The sequence below is a fragment of the Paenibacillus sp. fava2 genome, assembly GCF_058313675.1.
In genome coordinates, this window is sequence record NZ_CM177755.1 from 3,519,228 (window position 1) to 3,538,486 (window position 19,259).

Annotated in this window: 18 protein-coding genes; 15 read left to right on the forward strand and 3 right to left on the reverse strand. The window is 51.6% G+C overall.

The genetic code is table 11. The features are described from left to right. The first annotated feature begins 145 nt into the window (after positions 1–145). From AC4G46_RS15200 to AC4G46_RS15220, 5 genes are all read left to right on the forward strand, one after another. Positions 146–934, forward strand: coding sequence for a phosphotransferase enzyme family protein (locus tag AC4G46_RS15200; protein ID WP_491128887.1), 789 nt, complete (start codon positions 146–148; stop codon positions 932–934). A gap of 95 nt (positions 935–1,029) precedes the next feature. Continuing rightward, positions 1,030–1,707: a response regulator transcription factor gene (locus AC4G46_RS15205; RefSeq protein WP_491128665.1), complete on the forward strand. Its 678-nt coding sequence runs from the start codon at positions 1,030–1,032 to the stop codon at positions 1,705–1,707. Beyond that, positions 1,704–3,080, forward strand: a complete 1,377-nt coding sequence (locus AC4G46_RS15210; RefSeq protein WP_491128666.1) for a sensor histidine kinase — start codon at positions 1,704–1,706, stop codon at positions 3,078–3,080. The genes AC4G46_RS15205 and AC4G46_RS15210 overlap by 4 nt, the downstream gene beginning before the upstream one ends. A 69-nt stretch (positions 3,081–3,149) precedes the next feature. Continuing rightward, positions 3,150–4,268, forward strand: coding sequence for an ABC transporter permease (locus AC4G46_RS15215; protein ID WP_491128667.1), 1,119 nt, complete (start codon positions 3,150–3,152; stop codon positions 4,266–4,268). Then, positions 4,265–4,945 (forward strand): ABC transporter ATP-binding protein, encoded by a 681-nt coding sequence (locus AC4G46_RS15220; RefSeq protein WP_491128668.1) that lies wholly within the window; start codon positions 4,265–4,267, stop codon positions 4,943–4,945. Before AC4G46_RS15215 ends, AC4G46_RS15220 begins: the two co-directional genes overlap by 4 nt. 35 nt (positions 4,946–4,980) lie before the next feature. On the opposite strand, the gene AC4G46_RS15225 is transcribed toward AC4G46_RS15220, so the two are convergent. After that, a complete protein-coding gene (locus AC4G46_RS15225; RefSeq protein ID WP_491128888.1) occupies positions 4,981–5,868 on the reverse strand; it encodes a LysR family transcriptional regulator in 888 nt (295 codons plus the stop codon). Between the two features lie 176 nt (positions 5,869–6,044). Between AC4G46_RS15225 and AC4G46_RS15230 the strand changes: the two genes are divergently transcribed. Continuing rightward, positions 6,045–7,145, forward strand: coding sequence for a YeiH family protein (locus AC4G46_RS15230; RefSeq protein ID WP_491128669.1), 1,101 nt, complete (start codon positions 6,045–6,047; stop codon positions 7,143–7,145). A gap of 52 nt (positions 7,146–7,197) precedes the next feature. On the opposite strand, the gene AC4G46_RS15235 is transcribed toward AC4G46_RS15230, so the two are convergent. Then, entirely contained in the window at positions 7,198–8,055 is an 858-nt protein-coding gene (locus tag AC4G46_RS15235) for a helix-turn-helix domain-containing protein (protein ID WP_491128670.1), read from the reverse strand. Between the two features lie 470 nt (positions 8,056–8,525). Between AC4G46_RS15235 and AC4G46_RS15240 the strand changes: the two genes are divergently transcribed. The 7 genes from AC4G46_RS15240 (at position 8,526) to AC4G46_RS15270 (ending at position 15,358) form a co-directional block, all read left to right on the forward strand. Next, positions 8,526–9,689, forward strand: a complete 1,164-nt coding sequence (locus tag AC4G46_RS15240) for a Gfo/Idh/MocA family protein (protein ID WP_491128671.1) — start codon at positions 8,526–8,528, stop codon at positions 9,687–9,689. Positions 9,690–9,715: 26 nt separating this feature from the next. Beyond that, entirely contained in the window at positions 9,716–10,480 is a 765-nt protein-coding gene (locus tag AC4G46_RS15245) for a sugar phosphate isomerase/epimerase family protein (protein WP_491128672.1), read from the forward strand. Positions 10,481–10,499: 19 nt separating this feature from the next. Then, positions 10,500–11,588: a Gfo/Idh/MocA family protein gene (locus AC4G46_RS15250; protein WP_491128673.1), complete on the forward strand. Its 1,089-nt coding sequence runs from the start codon at positions 10,500–10,502 to the stop codon at positions 11,586–11,588. Positions 11,589–11,628: 40 nt separating this feature from the next. After that, complete coding sequence (locus AC4G46_RS15255; protein WP_491128674.1) at positions 11,629–12,663, forward strand: Gfo/Idh/MocA family protein; 1,035 nt, start codon at positions 11,629–11,631, stop codon at positions 12,661–12,663. A gap of 82 nt (positions 12,664–12,745) precedes the next feature. Further along, the gene (gene msrA, locus AC4G46_RS15260; RefSeq protein WP_491128675.1) at positions 12,746–13,258 is read left to right on the forward strand and encodes a peptide-methionine (S)-S-oxide reductase MsrA; all 513 of its coding nucleotides are present in this window, start codon (positions 12,746–12,748) and stop codon (positions 13,256–13,258) included. A 239-nt stretch (positions 13,259–13,497) separates the two neighbouring features. Continuing rightward, the gene (locus tag AC4G46_RS15265) at positions 13,498–14,856 is read left to right on the forward strand and encodes a glycoside hydrolase family 64 protein (RefSeq protein ID WP_491128676.1); all 1,359 of its coding nucleotides are present in this window, start codon (positions 13,498–13,500) and stop codon (positions 14,854–14,856) included. 76 nt (positions 14,857–14,932) lie between these two features. After that, a complete protein-coding gene (locus AC4G46_RS15270) occupies positions 14,933–15,358 on the forward strand; it encodes a MaoC family dehydratase (protein ID WP_491128677.1) in 426 nt (141 codons plus the stop codon). Between the two features lie 105 nt (positions 15,359–15,463). Here the strand turns inward: AC4G46_RS15270 and AC4G46_RS15275 are convergent, their stop codons facing one another. Then, positions 15,464–15,949, reverse strand: a complete 486-nt coding sequence (locus tag AC4G46_RS15275) for a DUF6803 family protein (protein ID WP_221799945.1) — start codon at positions 15,947–15,949, stop codon at positions 15,464–15,466. 140 nt (positions 15,950–16,089) lie between these two features. On the opposite strand from AC4G46_RS15275, the gene AC4G46_RS15280 reads away from it, so the two are divergent. Together AC4G46_RS15280 and thrS are read left to right on the forward strand one after the other, a co-directional pair. Beyond that, a complete protein-coding gene (locus AC4G46_RS15280; protein ID WP_491128678.1) occupies positions 16,090–16,764 on the forward strand; it encodes an HAD family hydrolase in 675 nt (224 codons plus the stop codon). Between the two features lie 437 nt (positions 16,765–17,201). Then, entirely contained in the window at positions 17,202–19,115 is a 1,914-nt protein-coding gene (gene thrS / locus AC4G46_RS15285) for a threonine--tRNA ligase (protein WP_491128679.1), read from the forward strand. Positions 19,116–19,259 lie beyond the last annotated feature (144 nt).

The following is a 19,259-nucleotide window of genomic DNA, read 5'->3' on the forward strand; positions in this document are numbered from 1 at the left end:
ATAATTTATACTTATGCATTCTACTACCGGTTAGAGTGAAAGGTGGAAGCCTATGCCGTCTTCGTCAATAAATGAACCTCTGCTGTTTAATGCAATAGAGACCCGATACGAAATCGGTGTAACCCGTTTAGAGCTATATAGGGATATGATCGGTTGCGTATATTGGGTTCAGAGCCGTACAGGCACCTATGTATTTAAGCTATACCGCAGCTTCTATACTGCTAATGCTCTGCAGTCAATTGAGATCCTTGAATATACACCTGAAGGGCCTTGCACAGGAATATTGTTTGAATGTATAGAAGGTGAAGAACCGGACATGGACAGCGAAACAGTTGAACTGGGGTATGAGCTCGGGAAGCTTCACGAAGTAATGGAATGTTATCCGCATCCGTTAAATCATCTTTCAAAAGAGACCTACATCGGGGATTTCATTACCATTCTGAACAGAATGAACTTTGATCCCGTGAAGACTGCGGATCTGGCACAGTACGGGGATGATTTATGGGCACGGATGTGCAGGCTGCCTAAAGGCTTTTGCCATGGGGATATGCATACAGGAAACATGCTGCGCCAGCGTTCCACTGGTAAAATGGTTGTGTTCGATTTCGACGATGCCTCCGGTGATTATCCGGTTATGGACATTGCCTATATGAGTGATGCTACGAATTTTAATCATTTGGATGCGGAGGCTTATGACCGGACATTAAGTAAATTTGAACGGTTTTATACAGGGTATTCGCGCCGGCGGACAATCCAGGGTCCGGAGATGGCGGCGGTTTTTGACTTTGTGGCGGTAAGGCATTATCAGATCATTGCCCGGATTGTCGGCTGTAAAGGCCTGCAGGAAATCTCCCGTACGTTTTTGGAGGAACAATATATCTGGCTGATGAATTGGAACGGGATATGTGAAAAGAAGCGGAGCCGCTTAATCTGATACGGTTGGTACACGGCAGATTGCCCGGTTGTCATCCGTAAGCATTGTTGCTACGATATAGGACAGCTAGATTTGGATACAGGAGTGGATTGCCGATGAAAAGAATACTGGTTGCAGATGACGATATGAATATCCGCACGCTGCTGCGGCATGTGCTGCTGCGGGAGGGCTATGCTGTTGCAGAGGCAGAAAACGGGCTTCAGGCGGCGGAACTGATGAAAGCGAGCACAGTGGATCTGGCGGTTGTGGATGTGATGATGCCGCAAATGGACGGACTGGAGCTGTGCCAATACATAAGGGAAACTTACGATATTCCCATCATTCTGCTTACTGCCCGTCAGCAGCTTAGCGACAAGGAGCAGGGGTATCTGCGGGGGACAGATGATTATGTGACCAAGCCGTTCGAGCCGGAGGAGCTGCTGTTCCGGATCAAGGCGCTTTTCCGCCGGTATTCGATCGCTTCGGATGATAAAATCCGCCTCAACTCCATCCTGATTGACCGTAAAAATTACGAGATCAGTGACGGAAACGAGGTATTGCTGCTGCCGGTAAAAGAGTTCGAGCTGCTAGCACAGCTTGCGCAGTATCCGGGGCGGTTATTTTCGCGCAGTGAGCTGATTGAGCTGGTCTGGGGAGCGGATTACGAAGGGGATGAGCGGACAGTGGATGTGCACATCAAGCGGCTGCGCCAGCGGTTTGCGGATTACCCGAATGATTTTGTGATCCGGACCGTGCGAGGAATCGGCTACAAAGTGGATATGGTGAACGGATGAAATCCCTTTATATAAGAATGTGCCTGCTGTTCTGTTCCATGATCGTCATGAGCAGTGTGCTCGGCTTTCTTGTGTCCAATCTGTATTATCAGGCCCGGATCAAGCCGCAGAATGATGCGAAGCTTACCAAAATGGCCATCGGTCTCCAGCAGTTTATCCAGGATCATCCGGACAGTGCCGGGGAATATCTGCTTAGTACGGCTTCACTAGGCTATAAGCTCTATCTGACTAATGGGGAAGGGGACGAACGGGCTTATGGTCTGCCTTTCCGGGAAAAGGATTTGCCGGAGGAGAAGCTGCAGCTGGTGCTGGGCGGCGGTGTCTATCATGGTGTTGCGGAGTTTCCGGGCAGCGCGTTTATTACCGGATTTTTTGATAATCAGCTTACCAACACCATCGGCGTTCCGGTCCAATTAAACGGGCTGACCTATGCGCTGTTTATGCGTCCGGATGCGCAGGTGCAGTTCGGTGAGCTGCGGATGTTTTTTGCCATGCTGATCGGGTTCAGCATTCTGTTCAGTTTATGGTTTGTCGTGGTCGCCGTGCTGCATGTCGTTAAACCGATTACCCGGCTAACCGCGGCCACCCAGCGAATCTCCAAAGGCAGATATGATATCCGGCTGAATACCAGGCGGCGCGATGAGATCGGGCAGCTGGCTTCCCATTTTATGATCATGAGCAGGGAGCTGGAGCGGACCAACCGGGCCCGGCAGGAATTCGTCGCCAATGTCTCGCATGAGATTGAATCCCCGCTGACCTCGATACAGGGTTTTGCCCATGCACTTAAAGATAACGGATTGTCCGGGGAGCAGCGAATGGAGTATCTGGATATTATTGACCAGGAGAGCCGCCGCCTGTCCGTGCTGAGCAAACAGCTGCTGACACTCTCCTCACTGGATTATGACGAAAATGCGCTGCAGAAGCAGAAGGTCGATCTCCGGGCACAGCTGCGCCAGGTCATTCAGATTATGGAATGGCGGCTGACCGAGCAGGAGCTGGCTGTGCGGCTGCATGTGGAGGAGATTACCCTTACAGCCGATTCCAATCTGCTCTACCAGGTGTGGATGAACCTTGTATCTAATGCGGTCAAATATACCCCTGCGGGCGGGACCATTACCCTCTCTGCATCAGCGGCTAACGGGGTTTGTACAGTAACAGTAGCGGACACAGGTGAGGGAATTCCCGCTGCCGAGCTGCCGATGATTTTTGACCGGTTCTATAAAAGGGATAAGGCGCGCACCGCGGGCACTAGCAGCACCGGCCTTGGTCTTTCGATCGTCCAAAAGATTGTCATGGCGCATAACGGCACCATCGAGGTGGATAGTACTGTTGGCGCAGGTACTGCTTTTACGGTGACATTGCCGCATCTGTAATCGTTTATTCATACTCCGTTCATTTTCGCCCTCTACACTGTTGTCATACAGAGATGAGGGAGTGGTAATATGTTTTTGGCTTTGAGGGAGATGAGGCACTCCAAGGCAAGATACAGTCTCATTATGGTCATTATGCTGCTGGTTTCGTTTCTGGTACTGTTCGTAACCGGCCTGGCCCGCGGGCTTGCGTATGCCAATATTTCAGCTGTGGAAAATATGCCGGCCAACTACTTTGCGTTACAGGACGATGCCGAGCATACCTTCAGACGTTCCCAGTTAAACGGCACGGATCTGAGCACAGCACAGTCCATTGTCGGCGCACAAAATGCCGCAGCGCTTGCTGTTCAGACCAGCACCGTTACAGCTGAGGCTGCTGCTGCGAAGGCGGATATCACTTTTTTTGCGGTAGATATGGACGGGATGCTCGCGCCTGAGGTCGTGCAGGGAAGCTCCTTAACCAATACTTCGCAGGGCGGCGCTGTTGTTGATTCAAAGCTTGCAGAGTCGGGAATTACCGTCGGCAGTACGATAACAGATCAGGCATCAGGAATGAGCTTCAAGGTACAGGGGGTTGTTGAGGACAGCTCTTACAGCCACATGCCGGTCGTCTACATTACAACGGCTGATTGGCAGACAATGAAGAGCGGTACTGCTAAGCCGGGCTCTGATCAGCAGTCAGCTCCATATAATGTTATAGCGCTGAAAGCATCTTCGGCACACGCTGCCGAGATTGCGGGCAAGCTGGATCATGTAGAGACGATTACGCAAAAGCAGGCGATCAAGAGTATTCCTGGCTACGCTGCAGAACAGAATTCCCTGCAAATGATGATTGCCTTCCTGTTTGTCATCGCGGCTTTTGTACTCGCTGTGTTCTTTTATGTTATCACTATCCAAAAGACGAGCCAGTTCGGCATTCTGAAGGCGATGGGGACCAAAATGTCTTATCTTGCCTGGAGTGTCGTCGGCCAAGTGCTGATTCTGTCCGTAGCGAGCCTGGCTGTCAGCCTGCTGCTGACCTTCGGGATGAATATGGGACTACCTGATTCGATGCCGTTCCAGCTGGAAGGTTCGACCATTCTATTGACCAGCGTTTTGTTTGTCGGTATGTCCCTGCTGGGAGCGCTGATTTCGGTAGCGAGAGTAGCAAAGGTAGATGCCTTGGAAGCGATAGGGAGGGCTGGAGCATGAGTGCGATGCTAATGATGAAGCAGGTTACCCAGACTTACGGGGATGGCGGACAAACAATGTCGGTACTGGACAATCTTGATCTTACAGTTCATGAAGGGGAGTTCGTGGCCGTTCTGGGACCCTCCGGTTCGGGCAAAAGCACCTTCCTCTCTGCGGCGGGAGCCCTTTTGACGCCAACCAGCGGTGAGATTTACATTGACGGAGAGTCTCTTAATAATAAGGATAAGAAGGAGCTGACAGCGCTCAGGCTGCAAAAAATCGGTTTTATGTTCCAGAGTGCCCAGCTGCTGCCTTATCTTAAAGTGGAGGAACAGCTTCTGTATGTTGCCAAGCTGGCGAAGCTGGAAGCGAAGGAGGCTACGGTGCGCGCAGCCCAGCTGATGAAGCGGCTTGGCATCTGGGAACGCCGCAGCCAGTATCCCGAGAAGCTGTCCGGAGGGGAGAAGCAGCGTGTGGCCATTGCCAGAGCCTGGATGAACAAGCCGGCGATTCTGTTCGCGGACGAGCCGACGGCGAGTCTGGACTTCGAGCGCGGCCGGGAGGTGGTCCGGATGATCGCAGATGAAGTGCGGAGCGAAGGCAAGGCCGCAGTCATGGTCACCCATGACGAACGGATGCTGGAATGGTGCAGCCGTGTGCTGCATCTGGAGAACGGTGCTCTAGTGGAGCATAAGTAAATCTGATGATAAGCCTGATCCCTTAGTCGCTGGGATCAGGCTTTTTCCGCTGTCAGCAGCTTTTCCAGAAAGACGCGGATGGCCATTGCGGTCTGGTGTTCTTTGCGGCGGATGATTAGGAAATCCCTTTCCGGCAGCTTCTGCCTGGTACGGAGCTCGACCATTTCCCCGCTGGCCAGCTCTTTGCGTACAATCCAGCGGGACAGCAGGGAGAGTCCGAGACCGGCAGCCACCGCTTCTTTCACTCCCTGGCTGCTGTTAAACACATAGGAACGCTTAACGGTGAGCTGCCCTTCCTGCAGAAAATGATCGCTGTATGCCCGTGTGCCGGAACCCGTCTCCCGCAGCACCCAGATCTGATTCTGCAGCATCCCGCTATCGATGATCAATTCCCCGGCAAGCGGATGGCCCGCTGCAGCAGTAATGATCATCTCATCCTTCATATAGGGGATAATGTCCAGCTCCGTGTCACTGGTTTCGCCTTCGATGAACCCGATATCCAGCTGATTGCCTTTGACGGCTGCAATAATCTCCACAGTATTACCAATCGTAACCTGCAGGTTCACCTGCGGATACTGCCTGGCGAAATCGGCCAATTTGCCAGGTAAAAGATACTCTCCAATTGTAAAGCTGGCCCCAAGAATAAGACTGCCTGTTACCTCATCCCGCAGCAGCCTGATTTCCTGGGCCGCCTCCTCGTAATGGGCTAGAATCTGCTTGGCGTGTTTATAGAGCACGGCACCGGCCTCTGTGAGCCGTACTGCCTTGGGAGAACGGTGCAGCAGCTTGCTGCCCAGCTCATTCTCCAGGTTACGGATATGCAGGCTGACGCCGGGCTGTGAGAGGTTCAGCAGCTCTCCGGCTCTGGAGAAATGCCGCTGCTCCGCGACCGTTACAAATACCCGCAATGCATCGACAATCATGATGATCCCTCCGCTCATAAAGATGAAGTAATTCAATAATAACATAGAGCTTCCATCCAATCATAAGGATTTGTAATGATTGAGATAGCAAACCGGTATTTCCCTTTCCTGCTGTCCGGACGTATAGTTGGGGCAGAGAAGCCGCTCTGTGATAAGGCGGACAGGGAGTGAAAGCTATGCATATTCATTTATTTCAGCAGCTAAGCAAGCTTGAGCAGGGAAGGAAACAGGCATGGAAGACCGCAGGAATCCGCGGGTTCGCTGAAGGGCTGCTGCTTACACTGGCGCTTGCAGCTGGAGCGAAATATTTAGCGATGCTGCCCTTACTGGGCGTGATGGGCCAGCTGGTACTTGCTATTCTGCTTGGGATTATTCTGCGTGCAGCAGCAGGTGTACCGGAAAGAGCGGCACCGGGTATCCAATTTTCCGCAAAAAAGCTGCTCAGAGCCGGTATTATCCTGCTGGGCTTGAGACTGAATATAACCGACATCATACAAGCCGGACCTAAAGTGCTGGCCATTGCTGTAATTCATATTGTATTCACACTGATCACAGTGTATCTGCTGGGCAGAGCTATGCATATAGACCGGAGGCTCGGTATCCTGACCGCCTGCGGAACCGCCATTTGCGGAGCGGCTGCCGTAGCGGCGGTTGCCCCGCAGATCAAGGCAGACGATAACGAAATAGCGGTAAGTGCTGCGACGGTTGCTGTTCTGGGCACCATTTTTACACTGACCTACATTGCCGCCTATCCGCTGCTCGGACTCAGTGAAGCAGGATATGGCATATTTGCCGGAGCAACGCTTCATGAGGTTGCGCATGTACTCGCCGCTTCGGCTCCAGTAGGGCAGCAGGCAGCCGATTTGGCGGTTATTGTCAAGCTGACCAGGGTGGCCCTGCTTGCACCGGTAGCGCTGGGATTAGGGTTATGGGAAAACCGCAGGCTGCGTAAAAAGTCCAAAGCGGAGGACTATAAGGACAGCCAGAGCAGCGACGCAAAGAACACACCGCGCAACTTCCCCGTGCCATGGTTTATCGGCGGATTTCTGGTAATGAGCGGAGTGAACACCCTGGGAATCCTTCCCGATAAGCTAACTGCAGATTTGCTGGTGCTGGCTTATCTGCTGCTTGCCATGGCGATGGCAGGCCTCGGTCTGGGCATTGACCTGACAACCTTCGGGCGCTTAGGCCGCAAGCCCTTTGCAGCCGGATTGGCAGGGTCGATGCTGCTCTCCCTGCTTGGATATCTGCTTATTCATGTCATGGGATTGAATTAACAGTGTGCGGTATCAGTAAGTGCAGATGAATCAGTTATTGCAAATATATCCGTTACCTGGTACTGCTGCGGTACGCTGACGGCGATACGCCTGTTGTTTTTTTGAACACCTTGGAGAAATGGGCCAGATCCATGCCCACCTGCTCGGCAATATCGCCGATGCTGGATTTGGTGCCCGACAGCTGGCGTTTGGCTTGCTCCATCCGCTTGTATTGCACATAATGCATCGGAGGCATCCCCATGAACTTCTTAAAGTAAGGAATAAAATAGTTCGGGTGAAGATGCACCAGCCCGGCCAGCTCCTCCACCTCCATAGGCTCATGAAGATGCTCTTCGATGTAACCCAGCACACTGGCGAGCTTGCCATGATCCCCGGTATGCGCTACATCGTCCAGAAAATTGGCATAACCGCCCCCCTCCAGACAGATGGCCAGCAGCTGCAGCAGACTGGCCTGCCTGCGCAGCGTAGACAGGAAGCTGTCATCCTGAAATAAAGCGATCAGCTCTGTAAAAATTGCACGGACTGCATCAGGGTCAGCCGCCTCACAGATATAGAGCTTGCCCGCATTGTGGAACAAAGGCCATTCCCCGATTTGTGCATCAAAATGGCAATAATAGCGGACATATGAATTGTGCGGATAGGTCATGGAGGTTTGTGTTGTCCCCGCAGGCATAATCATCAAATGGCCGGCATGCGGATAATGGGTCTCGCCGTTAATGATAACCTTGCCTTCTCCGCTGTCTATAAAATACAGCCGGTTGAATGAAGGGGTCTCATTGCTGCGGTCCCAGCCCGGATATTTGCTGCTTAGCTGGGCGTGCGTCACCCGCACCGTCAGATTCTGCAGCAGCCTTCCGGTCAGATTGCCTGTGTGGGTTCCGTTCAGTTTGTTATTAACAGCACTACTCATTTTACTATCTGCTTCTTTGCTATACTTTCCGTTCATCCTGACGGAAGGGTTCATTCCTTTTTTCCTCTCCTTAATGGTTCAATATGTTTTTTAACTTCAATTTAATCTATTCAGGGGAAAGTAACGGAGGAGAATTTTGGAACTGGAGGAGCGGGAGCGACCGCCAAAAGCTTTTCGTAGAAAAGCTCGCTTCGGAAGCATAAGCAGTCTGCGGATTTCTACCGCGATAAGCGGTTCATATCAGGAAATCTGCAGACAACAGCGGCCGGAAGTCCAAACATTCCCTGGAGTCTGCGGACAACGCCTAGTAGTGGGGGTACTGTTCAACGCTGATTCACAATCCATTATACCGCTTTCATTTGTTCATTACATCTTAATTAAATACAAAAACACCTTAATTCCGCTCATGTCATTCTGCCGGGATTAAGGTTATTCTCAGTTCATAAACAAATACAGGAGTGATTTTCCAGATGAACAAGGTTCGCTTTGGCATTATCGGAGTCGGCAATATGGGCCGGGCCCATGCATTCAGTCTGTTGAATGAAGTGAAGGGCGCTGAATTAACCGCAGTCTGCGATATCAGCCCCGGGCGGCTGGAATGGGCAGCGGAGCAGCTTCCTGAGCAAGTATTGCGGTTCAGTACAGCGGAGGAGCTGTTTACATCGGGAAGCATTGATGCCGTCCTGATCGCAACGCCGCATTATGACCATCCGCCGCTGGCCATTGAAGCTCTGAAGCACGGCCTGCATGTGCTGATTGAAAAGCCGGCAGGTGTATTCACCAAGGCCGTACAGGAAATGAACGATGCCGCTGCGCAGAGTGACCGCAAATTCGGCATTATGTACAACCAGCGGACGAATCCGCTCTACAAAAAGCTGAAGGAGCTTATTGCTTCAGGTGAGCTAGGCGAGATCCGCCGAACCAACTGGATTATTACGGACTGGTACCGTTCGCAGAGCTATTACAATTCCGGCGGCTGGCGGGCCACCTGGGCCGGTGAAGGCGGAGGGGTGCTGCTGAATCAGGACCCGCATCAGCTCGATCTGTGGCAGTGGACAACCGGGATGATGCCGAAGCGCGTACGGGCTTTTTGCCAATTCGGCAAGTACCGCGACATTGAGGTAGAGGATGATGTAACGGCTTATGTTGAGTACGAGAACGGAGCGACCGGCTTGTTCATTACGACTACCGGTGAAGCGCCGGGAACCAACCGTTTTGAAATTACCGGAGACAACGGCAAAATCGTTGTGGAAGACGGCAGCCTGACGTTCTGGCGGCTGCGTACACCGGAGCCTGAGTTTAATGCCACCTATACCGGAGGATTCGGCCAGCCGGAATGTTGGAAATGTGAAATCCCTGTAGATAAGAGTAACGGAGGCAGCCATCAGGGAATTCTCCGCAACTTCACGAATGCTATTCTAAATGACGAGCCTTTGATTGCTCCGGGTGAAGAAGGAATACGCGGCTTGACGCTGTCTAACGCAATGTATTTATCCGCCTGGACCGATAACTGGGTGGAGCTGCCGATTGATGCTGATCTATTCCATGAACACCTTATGGAGAAGGTCCGCAACTCCACATTCAAGAAGGAAGCAAGCCAGGGCAAAGCGCTGGATGTATCAGGAACCCACTAAACTACAATAAGGAGCGATCCTGTAATATGAATTTATCTGCCATTGCTGCACAAATGTACACACTCCGTGAATTTACCAAAACACCAGAGGGCTTGAGAGAATCCTTTCAGAAGCTGAAAGAAATAGGCTATAAGGCTGTACAGATATCAGGTATCGGTCCCATAGATCCGCAGCTGGTCAAGGATTACGCAGATGAATCCGGGCTTGTGATCTGTGCGACTCATGTCCCCTGGAACCGTTTGGTAAATGATCTGGAAGCGCTTGCCGCTGAACATAAGCTGTGGAACTGCAAATACATCGGTTTAGGCTCACTGCCGGCAGAGTATCAGACCAGCCGGGAGGGCTACCGCAGCTTTGTCCGTCAGGCTTCGAAAATAGCCAACACATTGAAGCAGGAGCACGGGCTGCAGTTCATCTATCATAATCATGATTTTGAATTTGAACGCTTTGACGGCGTTACCGGAATGGATGTGCTGATTAACGAAAGTGATACTGCTGCCGTAGGGTTCGAGCTGGATTTGTACTGGGTTCAGGCCGGTGGCGGCAGTCCGGTCAGCTGGGTACGCAAGGTAGAGGGAAGAATGCAGGTTGTGCATCTCAAGGATATGGCAATTGTTGAACGAAAGGCGGCTTTTGCTGAAATTGGTGAAGGGAACATGAACTATCCGGAAATTATTGAAGCCTGCCGTGAGACCGGAGTGGAATGGTATGTGGTTGAACAGGATGTCTGCCGGCGTGATCCGTTTGAAAGCTTGGCCATCAGCTTCAACTATTTAAAAAAGCTATTGTAGCCGGAGGGGAGAACAGAAGATGAACCGCAAAGACGGAATGATGTACGCACCCAAATATGAAGCACGTCCGGTAGTCAAGCCGGGGGAATTCACCTTTGCCGCCATCGCGCTGGATCACGGCCATATCTATGGCATGTGCAACGGGCTGATTGAAGCAGGAGCAGAGCTCAAGTGGGTATATGATCCGGATGAAGCCAAGGTTAAGGCGTTCACCGGAGTGTATCCGGGAGTCAGAGTGGCTGGCAGTGCCGAGGAGATTCTCGGGGACCCGGAGGTCAAGCTCGTAGCTGCGGCTGCGGTTCCTTCCGAACGGGCAGAACTGGGGATCAAAGTCATGGAACACGGCAAGGATTATTTTACAGACAAGGCTCCGTTCACCTCGCTCGATCAGCTTGCCGCCGCACGGGCACAGGTTGAGAAGACACAGCGCAAATATATGACCTATTTCAGTGAACGGCTGCATGTGGAAAGTGCAGTATATGCCGGACAACTGGTGAAGCAGGGGGCAATCGGCCGTGTTATCCAGGTAATGGGTACAGGGCCGCACCGCCTGAATGCGCCAAGCCGGCCGGACTGGTTCTTCCAGCGCGCTAAATACGGCGGAATTATCTGTGATATCGGCAGTCATCAGATCGAACAGTTTCTTTATTACGCAGACTGCCGGGATGCCAAGGTGCTGCACAGTAAGGTTGCTAACTATAATAATCCGGAGTATCCGGAGCTTGAGGATTTCGGGGATGTTACCCTGGCCGGGGATAACGGTGCTACGCAATATTTCCGGGTAGACTGGTTTACTCCTGAAGGACTGGGAACCTGGGGGGACGGCCGCACTGTTATCCTGGGAACCGAAGGATACATCGAGCTGCGGAAATACATTGATATCGGCCGCTCCACGGAATCAGATCATGTCTATTGGGTGGACAGCGAGGGAGAGCATTACGAGCATGTTGCCGGCAAAGTCGGATATCCCTTCTTCGGTGAACTGATTCTGGACTGCCTTCAGCGGACAGAACATGCAATGACCCAGGAGCATGTGTTCAAAGCAGCAGAGCTGTGCCTGATTGCCCAGGCTTCAGCGCTGAATCTTACGCCGGATAGCCTGAAATAGCTAATGGAACAAAAGCGGATAAAGAACGGAAGGTGTTAACATGACTTCTCTCGGAGCAGCAATCATTGGCTGCGGAGCCATTGCTCCGCTTCATGCCCGGGCAATTGCATCAATGGAAGGAGCACAGCTGCTGGCAGCTGCAGATATTCATCCGGGGCAGGCAGCCGCTTTTGGCAGCCAATATGGATGTGATATTGTGCAGGATTACCGGGAGCTTCTGGTAAGAAAGGATATCGATGTGGTTCATTTGTGTACCCCCCACTATCTGCATGCCCAGATGGCCATTGATTTCCTGAATGCCAGTAAACATGTCTTAACTGAAAAGCCGCTGGCCGCCGATGTTCCCTCTGCCCGGCGGATTATAGATACGGCTGAACGCAGCAAGGGGCAGCTCGGTATCGTGTTCCAGAACCGCTATAATGAACCTTCGCGGAGGATCAGGCAGATGATCGACAGCGGCCAGCTGGGGCCGCTGGTCTGCATGAAGGGTGTAGTGACCTGGCACCGCAGTGAACAATATTACTCGGAGAGTGAATGGCGGGGCAAATGGGCCACTGAAGGCGGAGGCGTGCTGATTAATCAGACCATTCATACGCTTGATCTGCTGCAGTGGTTCGGCGGAGAAATCTCTGCAGTAAGCGGCTCTGTAAGCACAGATGTGCTGGACGGCGTTATTGAGGTAGAGGACAGCGCCCATGCCTGCATCACTTTTGCCAGTAAGGCCAGAGGCTTGTTCTACGGGACAAATGCATATCCGGTCAATTCACCTGTTGAGCTGGAGCTGGTATTTGAGCAGGGCACATTGCTGCAGCGGCGTGACTGCCTTTATCTGTGGCAGGATGGCCGCGAACAGCTGCTGTGTGAGCCGGGTACGGTTACTAATGGAGGCAAGTCATACTGGGGAAGCGGACACCAGTGGCTGATCCATGATTTTTATAGCCATCTCCGGGAGGGGCGAAGGTTCTGGCTGGACGGCCGGGAAGGAATAAAAGCCCTTGAGATCATTGCCGGGATCTACCGTTCATCTGACCGCCGGAGTACGCTTGTAACAGCCAGCGGGAATCACCTGAATTGACTTTCCTTTTATTTGGCCTTATCTTCATAACATGTGCAATTAAGATCTGCAGATGAGTGAGATAGGGAGAGAGATTAGACTTATGGAACAGGCAATGTTTGCAGGAGGCTGCTTCTGGTGTATGGTAACCCCGTTTGAGGAGCTGCCGGGAATTCACGGAATCGTATCCGGATATGCCGGAGGGACAGTGGAGAATCCGACATACGAACAGGTCAAGACTGGAACAACCGGACATTACGAGGTCGTACAGATTACCTTTGATCCGGAGGTTTTCCCGTATGAGCGGCTGCTGGAGCTGTTCTGGCCGCAGATCGATCCGACCGATGATGGCGGACAGTTTCAGGACCGCGGGAGCCAGTACCGGACAGCCATATTCTACTATAACGACAATCAGCGGCAGGCGGCTGAAGCGTCCAGGGAACAGGTTGCGTTAAGCGGAAGATTTGAGGGGCCGGTCGTAACCGAAATTCTGCCTGCTCCGGTATTCTACCGGGCGGAAGAATATCATCAGGATTATCACAAAAAGAATCCGAAGCATTACAAAGAGGACCGCGAGCAATCCGGGCGTGATACGTTTATCTCTAAACACTGGTAATGTCACAAAACTGCGAAGCCTTATCTCTCCTGACTTCTGGAGAAATAAGGCTTTTTGGTTTTTTTGCAGCAAACCGCCAGAAAGCATCCTGAATAGAAACGTTTCACCCCAAATTCTGGGAGTCAAAACCGAAATTCTGTGCCTACTAAACAGGCCTGACCAAGACTATAATCAGTGTTGAAAACGCAACCATAACTGGTGCGTGATTGATTTTAAACCATTATATGGAGGGAAATGCGATGAGGATGAAATGGTCAATGCTAACGCTCGCGCTTGTGCTCCTGCTCTCCTGCCTGCCAATGTTCGGTTCCAAGGCTGCTGCTGCCGATTATACCCAAGGGGTCAGCCTTTCGGGAACAACGGCAACGATCTGGTTCAAATCAACAGTCAGTACTTCGTGGGTGGATGTGCACTACAAGGTCAACAATGGCACACAGCTTAATTACCGGATGACGTATAACAGCAGCTCTGCCCGCTATGAGCAGGCTGTAACCGGTGTATCCGCCGGTACAGCGATCAGCTATTTTTTCACATACAACAATGGTACTCCGGCATACGATACAGGCTGGTTTAGCTACACTGCATCAGGCACAACACCGACCACACCGCCTAATTCTTCTAATTCCATCTATTCCATCGCCGCATCCTCCATACCCACTGCTCCGAACGGTTCGATGTCCCTCAAAGTAATGAATGGAACGGGCGGTGCATATGCAGACAGCCAGATTTACTGGGGAGTTATCGGAATCAATCCGGCAAACGGCAAATGGAGCTATTTGGATCTAAGCGGTAATCTGCTGCCGATTTCAAATGCGCTTAATGATGCTTCCGGTCATCTGACCAAAAACGGGGTTAACTATGCCAATATTTATCATACCGTCAGCCAGGCTTCCTGGGTTAACCTTCCGAAAATTACCTCCGGACGGATGTTCCTCAGTGTCGGCACCCCGCTCTATATCAAAACCTATGACGACGGCTTCGCCGGTCCGGATATTAACAATCCTACTGATCCGAACCGCAACATCTACTTTGATTTCATAGAGTTTACTGTTGATGCTACTGGTTATCACGGTAACACAACCCGTGTGGATGCCTTCGGATTCCCGATTCAGCACCGGCTGGTCAATACAACCGGTTCTTTCGACCAGACTGTCGGTGAACTCGAGTCGGAGACACGGGCTGGAATCTTTACGAAATATCAAAATGAAGTGCCGGCGGCATTTAAACCGCTTGCCACCCTCCAGGCTCCATACCGGATTGTAGCACCGATTTACGGTTCTTTTGCAGTCGGGGGTGCGAACGCCAATTATTTTGCCGGATATTCCAGCTACAGCACCCAGGATATTCTCCGCTGTGACGGTGCTCTCACTGATGCGGCTACTGCTGCTGCGATCAACCGCCATGTCTATACCACCAGCAACTGGAATAATGTGGCGAATTACTATAATGCGGCTCCGGCCAACTACTATGCAAAATTCTGGCATGACCACAGCATTAACGGACTGGCCTACGGCTTCCCGTACGATGATGTCAACGGCCAGGCGGCATACCTGGAGGTCGGCAATCCCAAAGGGCTGATTATCCGCGTAGCCTGGTAAGCTTGCAGCTCTCTTGATTCATTCTATCACCTTGATCTAAACTATTAACATACACAGACAACCAAGAGGTGGAAGAATGAAGTTTCATGAATTTAGTGCCGGCCAGACCTTTAGAACGAAATCATTAAGCATTACTCCCGAGAGTGTTAAAAGCTTTGCCGCTGAATTCGATCCGCAGTATATGCATCTGGACGAAGAAAGAGCGAAGCAGGGAAGATTCGGCGGAATCATCGCATCGGGCATTCAGACCTTGGCTGTTTCCTTTAAGCTCTGGGTTGAAACCGGCAGTTACGGTGAGGATATAATCGCCGGAACCGCGATGAATAACATCCGGTTTATTAAGCCCGTGTTACCGGGAGATGAATTATATTGTATTGTGGAAGTAATAGATTTAGCCGAGAAGAAAAATGAAACCGGTCTTGTGACGGTAAAGCTGTCAACGTTCAATCAGGCGGAGATTAAGGTGTTTGAGGGCGAACTGACGGTGCTGGTGCGGAAGTAGGTGCCAGGGAAGAAACTGGAACATGCAGACCGAAGTATTTCTGCTGAACCAACATTAAAAACGGCAGTCACGATCTTTCAGATCGGACTGCCGTTTTTTGTGAAATCAATGATTCATTCCAGCCATGCCGCTCACAATTTCCGGATTGATCATACCGAAGATCATGGCGATATGCGCAACGACCAGAAAGCCGCTGACCAGCAGGAAATGCAGCTTCAGCTTCTCCTCTTCCGAACGTTTGCGGGCAATCAGACCAAGGTCAAGCAGTGCCAGCGGCAGCAGGAACAGTACTCCGCTCAAGTAAAAGCCAACAGCAACGACGTCAACCCAGGTATGCCATTCACCGTTCACAGTGAGCGGTACAAACGCAGTGGGGAACAAGTACAGGAAGATACCTGTAAAATAAAAACCCGCAAGAATGCTGCATATGCGGTTGAATGTTCTAAGCGGGCCCTTCAGATTTTTGGTGAACAGAATAAAAAACTCGGTGACCGTAATCGTCTCGGCAAAAATAACGGGAATCGCCATAAAAAGTATCAGGTTCCATGGCTGATTGTCCGCTAGCAGAGACATGTAGTGTGTCATTGTCATGTTACTTCCTCCAATAGCAAATTAACTTACACTGGAATGTTAATAGATAAGTGTGTGGAAAGTATGTAGAAACAGGGGTATGATGGAACAAGCTGTGCAGCTAAGCACCGGTTAATACATATTGCGGGAGGAGCAGCGAGATGAATAGAGAGCTGAAGCATATTTTATTTGATTTGGACGGTACACTGACTGATCCGAAAGAGGGGATTACCCGGTGTGTGGAATTTGCACTGAACAAGTTCGGAATAACGGTGGAGCATCTGGACCTGCTGCTGCCCTATATCGGGCCTCCGCTGCATGATTCTTTTGTGCAGATTCAGGGATTACCGGAGGAGCAAGCAGCGCAGGCCGTGGTGCATTACCGTGAACGATACAGTACAGTGGGTATGTTCGAGAATGCTGTCATTCCGGGGATTCCCGAGCTGCTGGAGGCTCTGCAAGCCAAGGGATACACCTTGTATGTGGCTACGTCCAAGCCTACCGTGTTCGCAGAACAGATTCTCAAGCATTACGGGCTGGAGAGGTATTTCCGGCATGTTGGCGGCAGTAATCTGGATGGCACCCGCTCCAAAAAGGCTGAGGTAATCCGGTATGTGCTGGAGCAGGGTGGCATTGCACCTGAGGAATCCGTAATGATAGGTGACAGGGAACATGACATTATCGGGGCAAAAGCCTGCGGAGTAACCTCAATTGGTGTACTGATCGGCTATGGCTCTGAAGCGGAATTATCCGCGAGCGGCGCGGATTACATCGCTTCCACCGTTGAGGAAATCGGCGGGATTATTACACGGATAAGTGTAGCGGCTGCCGGTTAAACTTAACGGGCGTTTGAATTATTTTTTACATTGGCTATTGACTTTTAAGATTGTCATTGAGTAATATGTAACCAGCAACACCAAGCAAGATCATAACCAAGGCAATGACCAAAGACATGATATCCTACAAGGACTGACCAGAGAGAGAAGTGAGTGGTGAGAGCTTCTTACAGAGACCGGCAGGATGTTACCCCTTTGCAGCCGTGGCACTGAACCCTCCCTGCTGTCAGGGCGGCTGTAAATGCCACCGTCTTATCCCCGATACCGGATACCATGAGGATTATGCGACTTAGCTTCCGCCTGACAGCAGGGGGTTGTTACAGCGCAGGTCAAACTAGGGTGGAACCACGAGCTTAAGCGCACTCGTCCCTTTTCGGGAGAGATGCGTTTTTTTGCGTTCAAATGTTCAACTACCTTAAAGAGACGGAGGCTTAATCATGGAGATCAAAGTAAAACTGCCGGATGGACAAATAAAAGGGTATTCCTATAACACCGATATTAGTGCTATTGCTGAATCCATAAGTTTCAGCCTGAAGAAAAATGCTGTAGCAGGAAAAGTTGACGGACGGCTTGTGGATCTGCATTATCCGCTGTCACAGGACAGCCGGGTTGAAATTGTGACACTGGACAGCAAGGAAGGCCAGGACGTACACCGGCACAGCACTGCACATCTGATGGCCCAGGCCATTAAACGGATCTACGGCGGCAAAAAGGTGAAGCTGGGCATCGGTCCGGTCATTGAAGACGGCTTCTACTACGACGTTGATATCGAACAGCCGTTGTCGAGCGAGGATCTGGCGGCAATCGAGCAGGAGATGAATGCCATTGTTAAGGAAAATCTGCCGATCGTCCGCCGAGAGGTCAGCCGCGATGAGGCAGTTAACCTGTTCGCAGGCCTGGAGGAGCCGCTTAAGCTGGAGCTGATCCGTGATCTGCCGGAGGATGCTGTTATCAGTATTTATGATCAGGGGGAATTTTCCGATCTGTGCCGGGGGCCGCATCTGGCTTCAACTGGCCAAATCAAGGTATTCAAGCTCATGAGCGTGGCTGGAGCCTACTGGCGCGGGGATTCGAGTAATAAGATGCTGCAGCGGATTTATGGTGTAGCCTTCCTGAAAAAAGCCCAGCTCGACGAGCATCTGCACATGCTGGAGGAAGCTAAGAAACGGGATCACCGCAAGCTAGGCAAGGAACTGGAGCTGTTCATGTTCTCCGAGGAATCACCGGGTATGCCATTCTATCTGCCAAAAGGGATGATCATCCGCACTGAACTGGAGGATTTCAGCAGAGGCCTGCAGCGCGAGCGGGATTACAGTGAGGTCCGCACACCGCTGATGATGAACAACCGGCTGTGGGAGCAATCCGGACACTATGACCACTACAAGGACGATATGTATTTCACTCAGGCGGACGAAGCAAAGTTTGCACTGAAGCCGATGAACTGCCCCGGGCATATGCTGATCTTCAAAAATAACCTGCACTCCTACCGGGAGCTGCCAATCCGGCTGGCCGAATTCGGGCAGGTTCACCGCAATGAGTCCTCCGGCTCGCTGAACGGGATGATGCGTGTCCGCACTTTTTGCCAGGATGATGCCCACCTGTTCGTGCTGCCGGAGCAGATTGAAGCAGAGATCGGCCAGGTGCTGGATTTGATCGACCATATCTACAATGTGTTCGGCTTCGAATACAAGGTGGAGCTGTCCACTCGTCCGGCAGATTACATGGGTGAGGAGTCACTGTGGGACCAGGCGGAGGCTGCGCTGGAAAAGGTGCTGCAAAACCGCGGCCTGCCTTACCGGATCAATGCGGGAGACGGCGCTTTTTACGGGCCGAAGATTGACTTCCACATCCTCGACGCGCTGAAACGGAGCTGGCAATGCGGCACAGTGCAGCTGGATTTTCAGATGCCGCAGAAATTCGACCTGAGCTACGTCGGCGAAGACGGCCAGAAGCACCGTCCGGTAGTGATTCACCGCGCAGTCTACGGTTCGATCGACAGGTTCATCGGGATTCTCACTGAGCATTTCAGCGGTGCTTTTCCGGTGTGGCTGTCCCCGGTTCAGGTGAAGCTGCTGCCGGTATCGGTGAATCATGCGGACTATGCCTTCGAGGTGAAGCAGGCGCTGGCAGCAGCCGGAATCCGGGTTGAGGCGGACGTGCGGAATGAGAAGCTTGGCCTGAAGATCCGGGAAGCCCAGCTGGAGAAGGTTCCTTATATGCTCGTGCTTGGTGACAATGAGCGTAATTCGGGTACTATCTCGGTGCGAAAGCGGGACGGCGCAGATGCGGGTCCGATGAGTATAGAGGAGCTGGCCCGGCTGATTGCCGCAGAGATTGCCGGGCGGAAATAACAGTTTCTTCATTATAATACAGTCACAATAGACTGACAGATAACAGCTCCGTTTTTACATAAACGGGGTTGTTTTTTTATCAAAACCATACAGACAGAGGACGGGCAGATCGTTTACAATTTAGAGGAAGCTGGTCTTTAACAG